General features: G+C 40.2%; 17 protein-coding genes. 16 read left to right on the top strand and 1 reads right to left on the bottom strand.

Annotation, left to right across the window (positions count from 1 at the left end; genetic code table 11):
- The 13 genes from NZ900_01485 to NZ900_01425 all read left to right on the top strand — a co-directional run.
- On the top strand, positions 1-345 hold a 345-nt coding region (locus NZ900_01485), incomplete at its 5' end, for a hypothetical protein (protein ID MCS7232765.1).
- A gap of 37 nt (positions 346-382) precedes the next feature.
- Positions 383-2,509, top strand: coding sequence for an S-layer homology domain-containing protein (locus NZ900_01480; GenBank protein MCS7232764.1), 2,127 nt, complete (start codon positions 383-385; stop codon positions 2,507-2,509).
- Positions 2,510-2,607: 98 nt separating this feature from the next.
- Positions 2,608-4,194, top strand: coding sequence for a sensor histidine kinase (locus NZ900_01475; GenBank protein ID MCS7232763.1), 1,587 nt, complete (start codon positions 2,608-2,610; stop codon positions 4,192-4,194).
- Positions 4,191-4,853, top strand: a complete 663-nt coding sequence (locus NZ900_01470) for a response regulator (protein MCS7232762.1) — start codon at positions 4,191-4,193, stop codon at positions 4,851-4,853. The genes NZ900_01475 and NZ900_01470 overlap by 4 nt, the downstream gene beginning before the upstream one ends.
- A 110-nt stretch (positions 4,854-4,963) precedes the next feature.
- Positions 4,964-6,259 carry a 2-hydroxycarboxylate transporter family protein gene (locus NZ900_01465; protein MCS7232761.1) on the top strand — a complete coding sequence of 432 codons (1,296 nt, stop codon included), beginning with the start codon at positions 4,964-4,966 and terminating at the stop codon, positions 6,257-6,259.
- A gap of 13 nt (positions 6,260-6,272) precedes the next feature.
- Positions 6,273-6,539: a citrate lyase acyl carrier protein gene (gene citD / locus NZ900_01460; GenBank protein MCS7232760.1), complete on the top strand. Its 267-nt coding sequence runs from the start codon at positions 6,273-6,275 to the stop codon at positions 6,537-6,539.
- Positions 6,533-7,378 (top strand): CoA ester lyase, encoded by an 846-nt coding sequence (locus NZ900_01455; protein MCS7232759.1) that lies wholly within the window; start codon positions 6,533-6,535, stop codon positions 7,376-7,378. The genes citD and NZ900_01455 overlap by 7 nt, the downstream gene beginning before the upstream one ends.
- Entirely contained in the window at positions 7,371-8,912 is a 1,542-nt protein-coding gene (gene citF, locus NZ900_01450) for a citrate lyase subunit alpha (GenBank protein MCS7232758.1), read from the top strand. The genes NZ900_01455 and citF overlap by 8 nt, the downstream gene beginning before the upstream one ends.
- Complete coding sequence (gene citC, locus NZ900_01445) at positions 8,909-9,949, top strand: [citrate (pro-3S)-lyase] ligase (GenBank protein MCS7232757.1); 1,041 nt, start codon at positions 8,909-8,911, stop codon at positions 9,947-9,949. The genes citF and citC overlap by 4 nt, the downstream gene beginning before the upstream one ends.
- Complete coding sequence (citX, locus tag NZ900_01440) at positions 9,949-10,461, top strand: citrate lyase holo-[acyl-carrier protein] synthase (GenBank protein MCS7232756.1); 513 nt, start codon at positions 9,949-9,951, stop codon at positions 10,459-10,461. Before citC ends, citX begins: the two co-directional genes overlap by 1 nt.
- On the top strand, positions 10,430-11,302 hold the full coding sequence (locus tag NZ900_01435; GenBank protein ID MCS7232755.1) for a triphosphoribosyl-dephospho-CoA synthase: 873 nt from the start codon (positions 10,430-10,432) through the stop codon (positions 11,300-11,302). The genes citX and NZ900_01435 overlap by 32 nt, the downstream gene beginning before the upstream one ends.
- Positions 11,303-11,437: 135 nt before the next feature.
- Complete coding sequence (locus NZ900_01430) at positions 11,438-11,722, top strand: hypothetical protein (GenBank protein MCS7232754.1); 285 nt, start codon at positions 11,438-11,440, stop codon at positions 11,720-11,722.
- Between the two features lie 169 nt (positions 11,723-11,891).
- Positions 11,892-12,311 carry a hypothetical protein gene (locus NZ900_01425; protein ID MCS7232753.1) on the top strand — a complete coding sequence of 140 codons (420 nt, stop codon included), beginning with the start codon at positions 11,892-11,894 and terminating at the stop codon, positions 12,309-12,311.
- Positions 12,312-12,360: 49 nt separating this feature from the next.
- Here NZ900_01425 and NZ900_01420 read toward each other — a convergent pair whose 3' ends face one another.
- Entirely contained in the window at positions 12,361-14,262 is a 1,902-nt protein-coding gene (locus NZ900_01420; protein ID MCS7232752.1) for a hypothetical protein, read from the bottom strand.
- Positions 14,263-14,463: 201 nt separating this feature from the next.
- Here NZ900_01420 and NZ900_01415 point away from each other — a divergent pair, with 201 nt between their 5' ends.
- The 3 genes from NZ900_01415 to NZ900_01405 form a co-directional block, all read left to right on the top strand.
- Complete coding sequence (locus tag NZ900_01415) at positions 14,464-14,883, top strand: hypothetical protein (protein ID MCS7232751.1); 420 nt, start codon at positions 14,464-14,466, stop codon at positions 14,881-14,883.
- Positions 14,884-15,116: 233 nt separating this feature from the next.
- The gene (locus tag NZ900_01410) at positions 15,117-15,518 is read left to right on the top strand and encodes a protease inhibitor I42 family protein (protein ID MCS7232750.1); all 402 of its coding nucleotides are present in this window, start codon (positions 15,117-15,119) and stop codon (positions 15,516-15,518) included.
- A 55-nt stretch (positions 15,519-15,573) separates the two neighbouring features.
- Positions 15,574-16,289, top strand: a 716-nt coding sequence (locus NZ900_01405) for a surface layer protein B (protein ID MCS7232749.1), incomplete at its 3' end; no start/stop codon positions are given.

Below are 16,289 nucleotides of genomic sequence, written 5' to 3'. Positions count from 1 at the left end.
TCTGTTAATCCTACACTTCTTAACTTTGGCGAGGTTAAGCTAGGAATGGAGAGGGTATTAGAGCTTAATGTTAGTGTGGCTAATCTCACTAATAACCCTGTTGATTTAATTGTAAATCTTACGCCAGGGCTTGGTTTTTATGTAGATAGGGCTATTTGGACGGTGCCTGCTAATACTTCTAATTACTCTATAGTTTTGAAAGTAATCTTTAGACCCATTGATAGGGAGACTTATAAGGTGCCTCTTACTGTTGCTATAGTTAATACTGTTGGTTTCCCCGGTAACATTCCTTCTGTAACTAATATTACCAAGGCTGTTGTTGTTTTGAATGGAAAAGGTGACTAATATTTAGTTTTGTGGTTTATGAAAGGGGGGTGTGTGAGTGAAGAACTTATTCGAATTAAGAGGTTTAAGTTGGATTTTACTTTTATTCGTGTCGGTTTTTTCGATGGTTCTTTTTGGTTGTGTTGGGGGGGAGGAAGAGAATGTCGAGGGCTTAATAACGAAAGCAGAGCTAATTGCTAAAATTGCAGATTATTTTCAATGGCCACATCCAAATCAGTATAATGATATTTGGAAATATCAAGTGCTTCCTAAAAAATTTAAAGATGTAAAAACTGAGGATCCCTATGGAATGCAAATAGAGGCTGCTTATGAAGAAGGTATTGTAGAGCCTGATGAGGGAGGCAACTTTAATCCAGGTAGTTACATAACTAGGGAAGAAGCAGCTGTTATTTTTGTTAGAGCTTTTAAGATTCCTGAATCTAGTAAACCAACGAATTACGAAGATAATAGTTCAATAAGTGAAAAAGCAAGAGGAAGTGTATATGCCCTTGTGGAACTTAAGTGCATGAAAGGCAGAACAGATAAACTGTTTATGCCGAAAGCATTCATAACTAGGGAGGAAGTAGAGGAAATATTTAATGCTATATTGGGTACTATAACACCTCCAGTTTATGCTCTTCCAAGGCAAAACTATACTGCTCCTCGTCGTTATGTGAAGCTTTATTGTCCGGATCCAGATGCTACTATAGTTTATACAACAGATGGTACAGATCCGCGTACTTCACGAACAGCGAAGGTGTGGAATTTGGCAGTTAATGGTCATATTTCACTAGAACGATTAGCGACAGGAGGAGTTAATTGTAAGGTAATTTTTAAAGCATATTCTTACAAGCAGGGGTTGATCCCAAGTCAAGTCCAAACCTTTGTATGGTATCTATATAGACCTACACCTGAGGAGTCTGAATTTGGTCACAGAAAGATACTTAGCAAAACTAATACAAGACCAGCAGTTTATTCCATTTGGAATGATTCGGATAGTGTGCGTCCTATGATGTGGTACATAGAGGGACAAGAACGAGGGATATTGTTTGATGCTGGTCAAACAGGGGCTTCTATTAGGAGCTTAAAAGTTTATATTGATACTAATATAGCAACAAAACCATATGATGTTGTTATTGGACACTCTCATACAGATCATGCGGCTCAAATAGCCAATTTCATTAACTTTGGGCATAGGATTTACTGCAATATGCGTGATTGGTCTGGCTTGAGAACAATTGTTACGAATCCGAGCGATCAGGCAAAGATAATAAACATTGACTGGGGTGATAAGATAGACCTTGGAGGATGTACCCTTCATGTTTATGCATTACCTGGACATTCGCATGGTAATGTTATACTTCAGGATAAAGCTAATGGATTAATTTTCTCATCGGATATATATGGTTGTACTCGTGCTGGTTCTGCTGATAATGTTGGTGTAACAGGAGTTAAAACAGACTTATTGCTATCCTTAGTGCAGCAGGTTTACTCTGCTTACCTTAAAGAAAATGGTAAAATTAATCTTCTATTCACTGGGCATGATGAAACACCTCTAGAAGACATTAATCTTAAGTTGTTTGAGATGGCTTTACAGCAAGTTATAGATTATGGTGAAGCGGCTTGCAGACCAACCTTACGTGGTGGTAGGGATCCAGTAGGGGCCAGAACAACCATGATAGGAGATATGTGGTACGATAATACTCGCTGGATAGCTTTAAGGATTCCAGGTATAATGTTCGACTCCACAGAATATCTGACAAATATTACAAAGGATGGCGTTGTATATAACTATAATGGTCCTAATGGTTTTAAAAAGTATTCGGTGCTCTCTAACATAGAGTTTGAAGGAGCAACCTTAGTAGGAACGAAATTAACATGGGCTTCTCCAACTATAGTAGATTGGGCTGGGGAACAAAGGATAATAGAGAATTCGCTTGCTAATATGTTTGATCCATGGACTTTCAATTATAAGATAAAAGTCGCTTCTGGAATAAAAGAGGTAACTGTTATTCCGACAACCATGTCTACAAAAGTTGTTTCAATTAAGGTCAATGGTCAACAAGTAGGCTATCGTGAAAGGGTTAAGGTTCCTGTTTCTAATGGTTCAGTTATTACCGTAGAGATTGTGGCTCCAGATGGGAAGACGAGCAGTACTTATAGATTTACAGTAGAAGTAGAGTAGAAAAACCCCTTAGGATAGAGGGCTGGAGTCCAAAAGACTCCAGCCCTTTTTATTTACGACTATTAATGATGCTATAATTCTTAGTGGGGGGTAGATTTATGAGGCTTAGACTCCAGACGAAGGTTATGCTTTTAGCCTTTACGATAGTGGTGATATGTCTTTCCTCTACTGCTTTCTTTACCATAAGGATTGTGAGCGACTCTATAGAGAAGCAGATGGCTATAAATGTGATGAACGTTGCAAGATCGGTAGCAACTGATCCTTTTGTGATATCTGCCTTTTATTCTGAGCGCCCAGAGGAGATACTTCAGCCCTATGCGGAAAGGATAAGGAGAAACTCAACTAATATAGAGTTTATAACTATTATTAATATGAATAGTGAAAGGTATTCTCACCCTAATCCTCAAAACATAAGGAAGAAGTTCGTCGGCGGAGATGAGGGTAGAGCCTTAAGAGGTGAAACCTACATATCGAAGGCGGTTGGTACCTTAGGTCCTTCCTTAAGAGCGTTAACGCCCATAAAGGATGGGGATAAACAGATAGGTGCTGTAGCGGTGGGAACGTTAACTAAGGATATAAGAAAGGTACAGTGGGAGGTTGCTAAAAATGTAGTTATTATAATGTTTTTCGCTATGGCTATAGGTGTGGCTGGCTCTTACCTGCTTTCCAAGAACATTAAAAAAGATATCTTTGGTCTTGAGCCATATCAGATAGCTAAGATGCTTGAAGAAAAGAACGTGATTCTTGATGCTGTAGTAGAAGGTATAATCGCGGTGGATAAGGAAGGCAAAATAACGTTGATGAATAATGCTGCTAAAAGAATAGTAGGCGTGGAAGAAAAGGAAAGCGTTATAGGTAAGGATGTGGAAGAGCTAATACCTACATCTCGTTTGAAGGTGGTTTTAAGGACAGGTATACCTGAGCGTGATGATGAACAGGTAGTTAATGGGACATCTATAATAACTAATAGGGTACCTATAGTAGTTAATGGTAGGGTTGAAGGTGCAATAGCGAGCTTTAGGCTTAAGACCGACCTTGAGCATCTTGGAGAGCAGTTAACGGGTTATAAGCAGGTGGTGGATACTTTGAGGGCTCAAGCTCACGAGTTTATGAATCACATGCATGTGGTTGCTGGCTTAATAAGCTTGGGACAAACCTCTGATGCTTTAAGCTTTATTTATGATGAGCTTGGAGCTCAGCATGGTTTTACTGGGCAGGTCACAAGGAGCATAAAGGATAAAAAGGTAGCTGCCTTGCTCTTGGGTAAGTATAGCCGTGCTTCTGAGATAGGTGCAAGGCTTTATTTAGATGAAGGAAGCGAACTTTATGAAGATCATGGTCATGTATCATCGGGTGAGCTTGTGACCATATTGGGAAATCTTATAGAAAACTCTATAGATGCGCTTTCCATGATTGATAAAGGTAACAAGGTTGTAGGTATATATCTTAAAGAACGTAAGGATTATATCTTTATTAAGGTTTATGATAGCGGTCCTGGTATAGCCAAGGATATATTGCCGAGGATATTTGAAAAGGGCTTTACGACAAAAAGGGATGGAAAGGGTATGGGACTATTCATGGTTAAGCAGATAGTTGAAAGGAAGGGCGGAAGCGTGGAGGTTAGGTCTAGTGCTAATAGTGGCACTGTTTTTGTGGTTAAAATTCCAAGGAGATGCGGGGTATGATTAACGTATTGATAGTAGAGGATGACCCTATGGTAGCTGAGATAAATAGAAAGTGTGTAAATATGGTTGATGGTTTTAGCGTTGTTGGAGTTGCTAGGAGCGCTGTTGAAGCTAAGAGGTTTCTTGAGATTTCGGCGGTTGATTTGATAATCCTCGATATCTATATGCCTGGAGAAAGCGGGATAACCTTTTTAAAGGAGCTTCGAAGGCTTGGTTATAAAGTTGATGTCATAATGGTTACCGCAGATAATCAAAGCGCGGATGTAGAAGAAGCCTTAAGGTATGGTGTTTTCGACTATTTGATAAAACCGTTTGATTTAGGAAGATTAAAGTGTGCCCTATGTAGCTATCTTAAGAAGAAAAGCAAAATAAAAGAGTCTCAATCTCTTTCCCAGAGCGACCTTGATGTAATTCTTGCGGGTAGAGAGGAACAGTCCTTTGAGAAAAAGGGCTTTGATAGAAGGACTATAGAGAGAATACTTTCAGCAGTGAGGTCTTTAGGTAAGCCTGTCTCTGCTGAAGAGGTTTCTAAGGTATTGGGCATTTCCCGTGTTACGGTTAAAAAATATTTGGATTATCTTGAAGAGGAAGGTCTTCTAATTAGTGAGATTTGCTATAGGTCGGCCGGACGTCCTATAACCTTATATAAGGTGCTATAGCTTTCGTTAATTTCATAAATTTGGAAAATATTTTCTTAAAGCTTTCTTGATCCCCTGTTATCAGCTATCCTAAAGGAAAACATAATCCCCTTAAAGAGAGGTGTATCCTAATGTCTCAGGAGTCAAGGAATGGCGGTTTTAAGATTGAAGGCTTTCCCCCTATCGTTTTTTTAATTTTTGCTCTCATAGTTTTTTTGAGCCTTTATCTTAAGATTCTTCCTTCCAATATGGTTGGAGCTTTTGCGGTTATGATAGTTGTAGGCGCTATATTTGGGGAGCTTGGGGATAGGTTACCCATCGTTAAGGATTATTTAGGTGGTGGCCCTATAGTGGTTATATTTGGTAGCGCTGCTTTAGTTGCTTATAAGATTATCCCTGATGTTGCGATAAAAACCGTTGATGCTTTTATGAAGACAAGTAATTTTTTAGATTTTTATATCGCTGCATTGATAACAGGTAGTATTCTTGGTATGGATAGAAGGCTTCTTATAAATGCCGGTGCGAGGTATTTCCCTGCCCTTTTTGGTTCGATATTAGTTTCTTTACTTTTTGCTTCCGCTTTAGGGGCTTTGACCGGTTACGGCTGGCAAAAGGCTCTTCTTTACATAGGTGTTCCTATAATGGGTGGTGGTATGGGTGCTGGTGCCGTTCCCATGTCTAAGATATATGGTGAGGCTTTGAAGCAAGATCCTGCAACTATATTGTCTATAATGGTTCCGGCTGTAGCCTTAGGTAATGCTTTGTCTATAGTGGCTGCTGGTCTTCTTGATAGGTTGGGTAAGGTGAAACCTCACTTAACTGGAAACGGAAAAATGATGACCTCTCAGGATATTGATACCTCGACGAGCAAGAAGTTTAGTCTTGATTTGACGATGATGGGTATGGGTATGTTCATGGCGTGTTGCTTTTATATTCTTGGAGCTATCATAGGTAAGGCTTTTCCTATGATTCATTCCTTTGCATGGATGATAATTTCTGTTGCTTTGGTAAAGGGGTTTGGCCTTCTTTCAGAGAAATTAGAACAGTGTGCAAATCAGTGGTATAGGTTTGTGGTAAACTATTGGACAAGAGCTTTACTTGTTGGAATAGGTGTAAGTTATACAAGCTTACCTGATGTTTTAAAGGCAATGGCTTCTTGGCAGTACATAGCTATAGTTTTCATTACTGTGCTTGGAGCAATAATAGGGGCGTGGATAGTTGGTAAATGGGTTGGATTTTATCCAATAGAATCATCGATAACCGCAGGCCTCTGTATGTCTAACATGGGTGGGACCGGTGACGTGGCGGTACTTTCGGCTTGCAAGAGGATGGAGCTTATGCCTTTTGCTCAGATATCATCTAGAATCGGTGGGGCTATAATGCTTATATTGGGAGGATTTTTGGTAAGTCTTGTGGGAAAGATGTGAGAGGTGAAGATAATTGGAGATATTAAGAGAGGCAGTTGCAGGATCCTTGGAGTCCTGTGACTGCCTTGTTATGGTTAAGCCCTATGAGACTCTAAAGGTAGATATAGAAAGCGTTGTTATGGAACGATATGGTAGAAGGATAAAGCAGATTGTGGAAGATACGATAAGGGAGTTAGGGATAGTTAAGGGATATTTCAAAGTTCAGGATAGGGGTGCCTTAGACTACTGTATAAGGGCGCGCCTCAAAAGCGCTATAAGGAGGGCAAATTTGAGATGTTAGGTGTTGTATCTCTGTTTGTTCCAGCGTTTTCTCCTGCGATGATAAATGCCTCTTTGGCGTTTGATTGCGATTCCCTGATATTCGATCTTGAGGACTCCGTAGCACTAAGCGAGAAGGATTCCGCAAGAGAGCTTTTAAGGGAAGCCTTGCTTAATCTTGATTTTTTTGGGAAAAGCGTTATCGTTAGAATTAACTCGCTTGATAGCGATCTTTGGTATAAGGATTTGGAGTATGTTGTGGATACTCCCGCATGGGGAGCAATGGTTCCGAAGGCGAGCCCTCAAGGTATTAAGGCTGTGTCAGATGTTCTTGATAGGTTCGAATCTAAGCTCTTTATAGTGCCTATTATTGAAACCGCTCTTGGAGTTGAGCTTGTGATCGATATTATAAGAGCTTCATCAAGGGTTAAAGGTCTTCTTTTTGGTGCTGAGGATTACGCCCTTGATATGGGTATAAGAAGAACTAGGGAAGGGGAAGAGATCCTCTTTGCGAGATCTAGGATAGCGAATGCAATTCATGCTTTTGGTATGGAGGGACTTGATACCCCATTTACAGATATTAATGATATGGAGGGTTTGCGGTTAGATACTCTTAAAGGTAAAAGCTTAGGCTATACTGGCAAGGCTGCTATAAATCCGAGGCAAATTGAAGTGATAAAGAAGGTTTATCTCCCCTCAGAAGAAGAGGTGGAGTTTGCCTTAAGAGTTTTGAGGGCTTTGAAAAGAGGAGAAGGTAGAGGAGTTTTCATAGTTGATGGTAGGATGGTGGATGCTCCTATAATCGCCAGGGCTAAGCTTACTTTAAGAAGAGCTGGCCTGGAGGTGGATCAAGTTGATTAATGCCGTTGGAAGGGAGATCCCCTCTAAAATAGAAGGTTACAAAAAGGTGACCCCCTTTAGCGGAGCTTTCTCTATCTTGGGAAGCGGTGTTAGAGCTTCAAGCAGGTATAAAACGGTATTACCTGGAGAGGCTAAAGTCTTAGGTAGCTTAAGGGATGCCATTGAGAGGGTGGGCTTAAGTAATGGTATGACGATCTCCTTTCATCATCATTTAAGGAATGGAGATTATGTGTTAAACATGGTTTTAGATGAGATAGCTAAGATGGGAATAAGAGATATTAGGATCGCACCTAGTGCTCTGTTTGAATGTCATGCGCCTCTTGTTGAACATATTAAGAAAGGGGTAGTTGTAGGAATAGAAACTAATTATATAGTTGGTCCCGTGGCTAGCGCTGTTTCTGAGGGGATTCTCGATCTTCCGGTTATTATGAGATCTCACGGTGGAAGGGATAGAGCCATAGAGGCTGGGGAGCTTCATATTGATGTGGCCTTCATTGCGGCCCCTTCTGCAGATGTATATGGAAATGTGAATGGAGTATGTGGCCCCTCGGCCTGTGGTTCTCTTGGATATGCCTTTTCGGATGCAAGGTATGCCGACCATGTAGTTGTAATTACAGATAACTTAGTTGATTATCCGCTATTTCCGATAAGCATAGATCAGACCTTTATAGATTATGTGGTTAAGGTGGATAAAATAGGGGATCCTAGAGGGATAGTTTCAGGAACAACCAGTATAACAAGGGATCCTCTTGAGCTTAAGATAGCTTACATGGCATCTCAGGTCGTCGAAGCTTCAGGCCTTTTAGTAGATGGAGTTTCCTTTCAAACTGGCGCAGGTGGAACTTCTCTAGCGGTTGCCAAGTTCGTAAGGGATATAATGCGAGAGAGGAAGATAGTCGGTAGCTTCGGGCTTGGTGGCATAACCGGGTTTTTTGTTGATATGCTTAAAGAAGGCTTATTTAAAGTTCTTTTAGATACTCAGTGTTTCGACCTGAAAGCTGTAGAGTCCCTGAGGGAGGACAGGAATCACGTAGAGATATCTTCTTCTATGTATGGTAATCCTCATAACAAGGGAGCGGTAGTAAATAACTTAGACGTTATAATACTTGGTGCTACAGAGATAGATTTAGATTTTAATGTTAACGTTACCACTGGTTCCAATGGTTACATAATGGGTGGGTCAGGCGGGCATAGCGATACTGCCGCTGGAAGTAAATTGACGGTTATAGTCGCTAATCTTTTAAGGGGTAGGATCCCCATAGTGGTTGATAAGGTTACAACAGTTACTACACCAGGTGAGACTGTAGATGTTTTAGTAACTGAGCATGGAATAGCAGTTAACCCACGAAGAGAGGATATTAAAAGAAAGCTCACTGATAAAAGGCTTCCAGTTGTTGACATACTGGAGCTTAGGAATAGAGCCTACAAGCTTTGTGGTAGACCTGAAGATATAGAGTTTGGCGATAAAATAGTTGGTGTGGTGGAGTATAGGGATGGAACGGTTATCGATGTTATAAGGAGGGTAAAGGTGTGATAGAGGGATTAACCTTAAAAGATATAGACTTATCCTTTGATAAAGATAGGAAAAGGCTTATAGCTTTCTTGGAGATGCATGACCTATCCCTTGATGAGGATGTGGAGGGATCGATAGCTTTGTTTGATGGAAGCGAAATAGTTGCTACCTGTTCATTGAGCGGCAAGGTGCTTAAGTGCTTTGCTGTTAGGGAGGATTATAGAGGTAGAAATTTAGCTTCAGTTTTGGTTGGGGAGATGATAAAGAGGCTTTCCTCAAAAGGGATTTATAAGAATTTCGTTTTTACTAAGCCTGATAATCTCATTATATTTGAAAGCTTGGGTTATAAGCATATAGCAAGTGGCAGTAAGGTGATTCTTCTTGAGTACGGAATGGATGGAATAGAGGACTATGTGAATAGGCTTAAGAGATATGATAGGAATACATTGAATAACGGATCTATAGTTATGAACTGTAATCCCTTTACTTTAGGGCATAGGTTTCTTGTGGAAAAGGCCTCTTCTTTATGTGAAACCCTGTATATTTTTGTTGTCCAAGAGGAAAGATCGTTATTTCCTTTCAAGATTAGGAAGATGCTAATAGAAAAGGGAACTGGCGATCTTAAGAATGTGATTATTATAGATGGTGGTGACTATGTGGTATCCTCTGCAACTTTCCCTGGGTATTTCATAAGAAAACAGAGTGAGAGGATAGAGAGCGAGGCCGAACTAGATATAGACTTGTTTTCCAGATATATAGCTCCGACTCTGAGCATAAAGAGGAGGTTCGTTGGCTCTGAGCCCTATGATCCGGTCACATACACCTATAATAGGGTTATGTCTAAGAGGCTTCCTGAAAGGGGAATAGAGTTTGTAGAGATTCCGAGACTCGAGGTCGGAGGGAAGGCGGTCTCTGCTTCCTTAGTCAGGGAGAGGATAAGGAAGGGTGATTTTGAGGGTTTAGCGGAGCTATTACCGAGAACTACCTTGGAGTTTTTGATGAGCGAAGAGGCTAAGGGAATAATAGAAAGGATTAAAAAGACCCTCTCTCCCCATTGATGGATATCTTAGAAAGCATTCTTGAAGGTAGAGAAAAGAGATATGATCTCCTTTTAAAGCTTTTGGAAAGGTTTAAAAGGCCTTTACTTGTCCTTACGCTTAACTATCCTGGGGTTAATAAGATTAATGATATATCTAGATTTATCTTCAGTGAAGCCCTTAAAAGCATTGATATTTTTAGCTTTATTTTAACGATTCAGGAGGAGGGTCCCGCAGGTTTTTGCCTTATTGGCCTCCTTTCCGAAGATCCGCTTCAGGCTAAGTTAAAAGCTGTGAAGATAGAGGAAGAGCATCCTTTAGGTAGGCTTTTCGATATAGACATTATAGATTATCCCTTTAGGATTTTAAGTAGGAGAGACTTAGGTTTTAAAGTTAGAGCCTGTATTCTTTGCGGTAGAGAGGCAAGTGAGTGTATTATAGAGAGAAGGCATTCCTTAAGTGAGCTTTTAACTAAAATAGAAAATATGGTTAGGGTTTACAATGAGAGAAATTGTCACTTACGAGATAAGTGAAGTTTCTATTAGAATAGCTGAGTTAGCTTTAACTTCTATGCTTTATGAGGTAGCTTCTTATCCCTCACCAGGATTGGTTTCTCCCTTTTCTTCAGGTAGCCATAAGGATATGGACTTTTTTATCTTTTTGAAAAGTTCCTCAGTTTTGTTTTTCCCTATAGCCCTATGTGCTGAGATAGGAAGAAGGGAAGAGCTCGAGGCCATTTTTGGTAAGTTGCGAAAGATAGGAGTAGAGGCTGAAAGGAGAATGTTTGAGGTAACCGGTGGAGTTAATACTCAGAAGGGCCTTCTTTTTCTATTTGGAATAATATCCGCTTCGGTTGGTTATATGTTAGGTAAGGGTGAGAGCATCACTCCTGAAGGGATTTCTATGAGGGTTAGAGAAATATGTAAGGGAATTGTGGAGAAAGATTTATCTGGACTGCATCTTAAGAAGAGCCTTACGAGAGGGGAAAGCCTCTACATCAAATATGGTATTAAAGGCATAAGAGGGGAAGTAGAAAAAGGGCTTCCAACGGTGATAAACTATGGGCTCCCGGCTTTAATTGAGGCTAAGAAAGCCGGCTTAAACGATAACGATGCGATTGTTCATACTCTCTTGGCTATAATGCAGGTTGCTGAGGATACGAATGTGATAGGTAGATTCTCCTTAGAGGCTCTTGAGGAGGTTAGAGGGAAAGCTAAAAACGTCATGAGTATGGGTGGCATGCTTACAGAGGAGGGTAGAAAGGCCATCTTCGAGATGGATGAAGATTTTAAGAGAAGAGGTATAAGCCCTGGGGGTTCAGCAGACCTTGCTGCAGCTACGTTTTTCATATATCTTTTGTGTACTCAGCTTTAAGGTCTTTTTCTGAAGTTAATCTCAAATTTAGAGATTTTTCTCAGTGTGGTATAGTTTAAAAGGAGGTGAATATTATTGAGGATATCAGTGTAGCGCTATTCAAAGAGCTTGAGAGCTTGGATTCCAAGTTGAAAAATGTTTTTTCTTTCCTTTGCTGAAGAGATAGATAAAAATAGAGAAGGATTGTTTACAAGGGAGGAATTTAATGAGCTTAAGGGAATAGTTCGTGACTTGACAAAAAGCATTCAGGAGCTTACCGAGGCTCAAAGAAGGAACGAGGTAAGTATTAAGGAGCTTATTGAAGTCCAAAAGAGAAGCGAGGAAAGGTTTGCCAAGCTTATTGAGAGAATGGATCGTTTGGAAGAGCGTCTTGAGGAAATATCTAGTAGCGTTGGCTATAGCTTGGAGAAGCAATTCTAGCTCACGATTTTCAGCCTGAAACAGAGGATCTGTTAAGAGATAAAGGGATAGTTTACTTCTGGTCCTATGAGCTTGAGTAGGGTTTCACTTTTTAAAAAGTTTTTTGTTGTAACTCTTTACTTTATTCGAAAGATGTATTATACTTTTTCCTAGAAAGGGGGTGATTTAGATGAAAAAGATAGTTAGTTTAGGATTAATGTTGGTTGCTTCCCTTCTTATGGCTGCTTTTGCCTTTGCGGCTGGACCTACGGTTACAGTTAGCCCGGATAAGGTTGACCTTAAGGAGGTTGCAGTAGGTGGGACAGTTAGTGCTTCCGTTAATTTCACCTTCACGCCTAAGGATTTAACTGAGGAAGTAGTTATCGAGCTTGCTCCTGCTGATGTTACCGAGGGTTGGAAGCTTGAGGCTAAGGGCTCGGTAACGTTGAAGCCTGGTGATGCTCCTAAGACCTTGACCGTTGAGGTAAAGGCTACCGCTACTGATAAGGCGAAGGGTGACCTTAACGCTAAGATAAACCTTGTAGTTAAGAAGGGCAAGGCAACAGTTAAACCTGCTGCCATTGCTGTTGTTGCAAAGCTCAAGAAGTAAGATAGGCTTTTTAAATTAGGAGGAGGGGATTCTACATCCCCTCCTTTTTTTATTCCCTGGAAATTCTCTCTACATATACATAGTAGTTTGGTATGTTTGCGAAGTATTCTCTTTTGAAAATTAAGTATATTTTGGCTTTAAAGGGTGGGGTTATATCTGGCTTGGCTAATAAGCTTACATCCTTAGCTATTCCTGCCACGTGAAAGAAAGGTCCGGATTTGGACTGCTTTGTTAATTTAAGAAGCTCTCCCAGCTTTGGTAAGGATACGATTTCCACCTCTTCGATAAGGGGCGGCATTATTACACCAGGTCTTTTAAAAGGATCATGTTGAGCTCCCTCCAAGGGGTAATCCTCTGGCCTCATAGATTTAAATCTTTCAAGCTCTCTTTCAAGCTCCTTTGCCTTTTCTGGTTCCGGGGGAACTCTGGACATATATCTTTTAATCTCCGATTCGATGGCCCTTATCGTGGCCTGAATAAGATCTATCTTAAGTGATGTTTCAGGGTTTACCTCTTTAGATTCAGATTTGCCAGGCTTAATGGAGAAGTATTTCTCAGTTATAACTGGAGACACGGGATTTTCTATTGATATGGTGAAAGGAGGATTTAGCTTAAGCTCCTTTATTAAGTCGTAAGCTATATCGATTCCCTCTGGAAAGAAAGCCTTGCACTTGTCCGGTACCTTTCTTATAAAGGATATGGAGTAATGGTTATGTCCTTTAATTATCGGTTTTCCCTTTCTTATCTTAGTCTCTATAGTTTCTTTGGTGGTGCATCCACCGCTATCCACCCTTATAGTAAGTTGTGGTCCATCTAATTTTATGCCCTTTAAGAGCATTAGTCCGGTTTCATATTGGTTAGAGGAGATTTTCGGTTTTTCCTTAATTTCTACCTCTCCCTTTATAACCACTCCCCACTCAACTGCTGTAAAGCCGATCCTTTTGGGCTCATCTAATAGCTTTTCAGGTTCTATATTAACCGGTTCGTTTGTGGGTTCGATGTGTAGAAACACCCTTATTATCGTTGCGGGGGGAGGATCTATGTTAAGCTTAAGCTTTTCTGAAATCGACTCTTTAGATATCGTTCTTATTACATAGTAGCGGGATTCCGGAAGCTCTTTAAGCCAGTATTCCTTAAAGTCGCTTATCTCTCTTCCCTTAAGGCCAAGTCTTGGGAGGGTCTCATCAAGCCAAGAGGAAAGTTGCTCGCGTTTTACTAACCATCCTCCTTTTGAAAGCTTTAAAGGCGAGTTTAACTTAGCTTCGTAAAAGAGATATCTATGCCCAGTGGAAAGGTTTCCTTCGGGTGTTGCCTCAACTTCCCAGTGATTATTATAAGGAGGGTCAGACTCTGTTATTTCTCCGTCTATGCTTAGTCGAACTTTTATCTTTTCTTTTCTAGTTGGATAAAGATACAAGGCGGGTTTTCTAATCACCGTTTCATCTGCAGGGACTATACTATCCCCTTTTTGACTTAGTGAAAGGGTTTCTTCCTCTCCGTTTGGAAGTTTAATATCCAGGGTTATTATCCATCTTTCATTAAAGGGCATGGTTGATACTTGCCACTTTCCTTGCCAGTCCTTTATTTTAACCTTACCCAGGCTATAGGGTTTAAGCTGGGTTAATCCTTCTTTCTCTGGAATTAGGACCATAATGTCGTAAGATGGGTCTTCTCTATCCGCTTTGGCAGATAGTATAACCGCGATTGCTTTAAGCTCCTTTTTTGCAGAGTGAATAAATATGAAGTTCTCAAAAGATATGTCTAGGGTTTTCCCATCTTTTGCTATGATGACGCCTTTCCCGTTTTTTAATTTAACTGGTTCCTCTAAATAAGAGGTTTTGTAAGCGAAATTAAGTAGAGACTCCTTTTCGATTGAGAAACAAACGGAAGTTAAAAGAGCTAACAGAGTCAAAACCTCGATAAATAATAATAATAATAATATTTTCTTCATCTTAATACACCTCCTAATTTTTTGCAAAATTTAGTCTACCAGGGCTTAAAGATAATGTCAATGAAAAATTTTTAGTTTTATTTTTCAAGTAGTGAAGCTAAAAAATAGAATCGAGTTTAGCACTACCTCTTTACTTCGGTTAAGAAGCGTAGTATACTTCTTTCCCGAAAGGGGCGGAAATGGAGAAAGGAGGTGACTTAGATGAAGAAAATAGTTAGCTTAGGAGTGGCGTTAGTTGCTTCTCTTCTTTTTGCCGTGGTTGCCTTTGCTGCCGATCCTACAGTTACAGTTAGTCCTGCAAACGTCGACCTTGGAGAAATTGCGGTAGGTGGAACAGGGGGTGCTTCTGTTACCTTGACCTTCACGCCCAAGGACTTGACCGAGGAGGTGGTTATCGAGCTTGCTCCCGGTGATGTTACTGAGGGTTGGAAGGTCGAGGCCTCTGGCTCCGTGGCTTTGAAGCCGGGTGATGCTCCTAAGACCTTGACCGTCGAGGTTAAGGCTACCGCTACCGACAAGGCAAAGGATAATCTTAACGCTCAGGTAGACTTTGTGGTTAAGAAGGGCAAGGTAGTGCTTCAGCCGGCTGGGCTTACGGTTACCGCTAAGCTAAAGAAGTAAAGGTAAAAGGTTGTTTTTGAAAGGGGAGAGCTTAGAATAAGCTCTCCCCTTTTATTTTTTTAAGTTAAGCTATTTTAAAGCCCTTTCCTTTGTGTTTTGATAAGATAAGAAAAATTAATAACTTGTTTAGATTTATCTCTTAATTTTTTATAGTTTTTATTTCTGATACACGATAATTTAATAATTTGTGATAAAATAGAAGAGAGTGTATAAGATACTGAGGGGTGGATAGGATGAAATTGTATGTGTTTTTATTTCTTTTGTCGCTTAATCTATTTTTCTGGTCTTTTGCCTTTGCTCAAGGGAGTTTTAATGTGATTGCTTTGAAGGAGGAGGATTCTGGAAGGGAGGTGTTGTTAAAAAGGGGAGATATTCTTGTTGTTTTGCTTAGGGAAGTAACTACGGCAGGTTTTGTTTGGAAAGTGACGGACTTCGATAAGGGGAGGCTTTTGTTCTTGAAAAGTGATAACGTTAAACTTTCTCCGCTTGGGGTACTTGGAGGAACAGATCTTCGCATATTTGTTTTTAGAGCTATAGAGATAGGTAAAACTCCTCTGAAAATCGTTTATAGCAGACCCTGGGAGGACTTCAGCGTTTATGGAAAGCTATTTTATTTGGAGTTGTTTATTGATTGATATAGTTTGTAGGGAGTGATTGTTGGATTTTAAGGAGGAGAGAAAATTGAAAAGGGTGGTTTTTTCAGTGGTAGCTGTAGTTTTGATTTGGGCGTCGTTGGCTGTTGGTGAGGAAGTCTCTTTAAAGAGCGCTCCCTTAAATCCGGAGTTTATTAAATATCTTGAAAGATTAGAACCTGCTGAAAGGAATTTTGGTTTAATCCCTTTACCTGTTGATTTGGGAAAGCATAAGAGGGAAAGCTTTAAAGCTAAGGTTTCTCTTCCATCAAGATATGATTTAAGAAATCGTGGTCTTCTTACAAGCGTTAAAGATCAAGGATCTTATGGAACTTGTTGGGCTTTTGCAACTTATGGTTCCCTTGAGTCTCACCTTTTGCTTAGGGGTAGAGGCTCTTACGATTTCTCTGAGAGGAATCTTATTAATCTTTGTGGTTATGATGATCCTTGGAATAAGGGTGGAAATATTTTAAAGAGCATGGCCTATCTTTCAAGGGGTAGCGGTCCAGTTCCTGAATCTCAGGATCCTTATATCCTTGGTCCTGGTTCAAGCCCCATTTTGGATGGGACTCTTTACGTTGAAAACGCGGTAGTTCTTCCAGGTAGAGAAGATGTTTACGATAACGATTATATAAAGGAAGCTATATATATCTATGGAGGGGTTTATGCTTCTATGTACTATGATAAGCCTTTTTTTAATAGTTCTGCTAAAACCTATTACTGTGGAGTTCCGGGATATATTTCTAATCACGCTGTAGTTTTAGTTGGTTGGGA

The organism is Synergistota bacterium, from assembly GCA_025060595.1.
In the GTDB taxonomy this organism is placed as follows: domain Bacteria; phylum Synergistota; class GBS-1; order GBS-1; family GBS-1; genus 42-11.
Note: the sequence above shows the minus strand (reverse complement) of the source record. Positions and strands in the feature narration are given on the sequence as shown.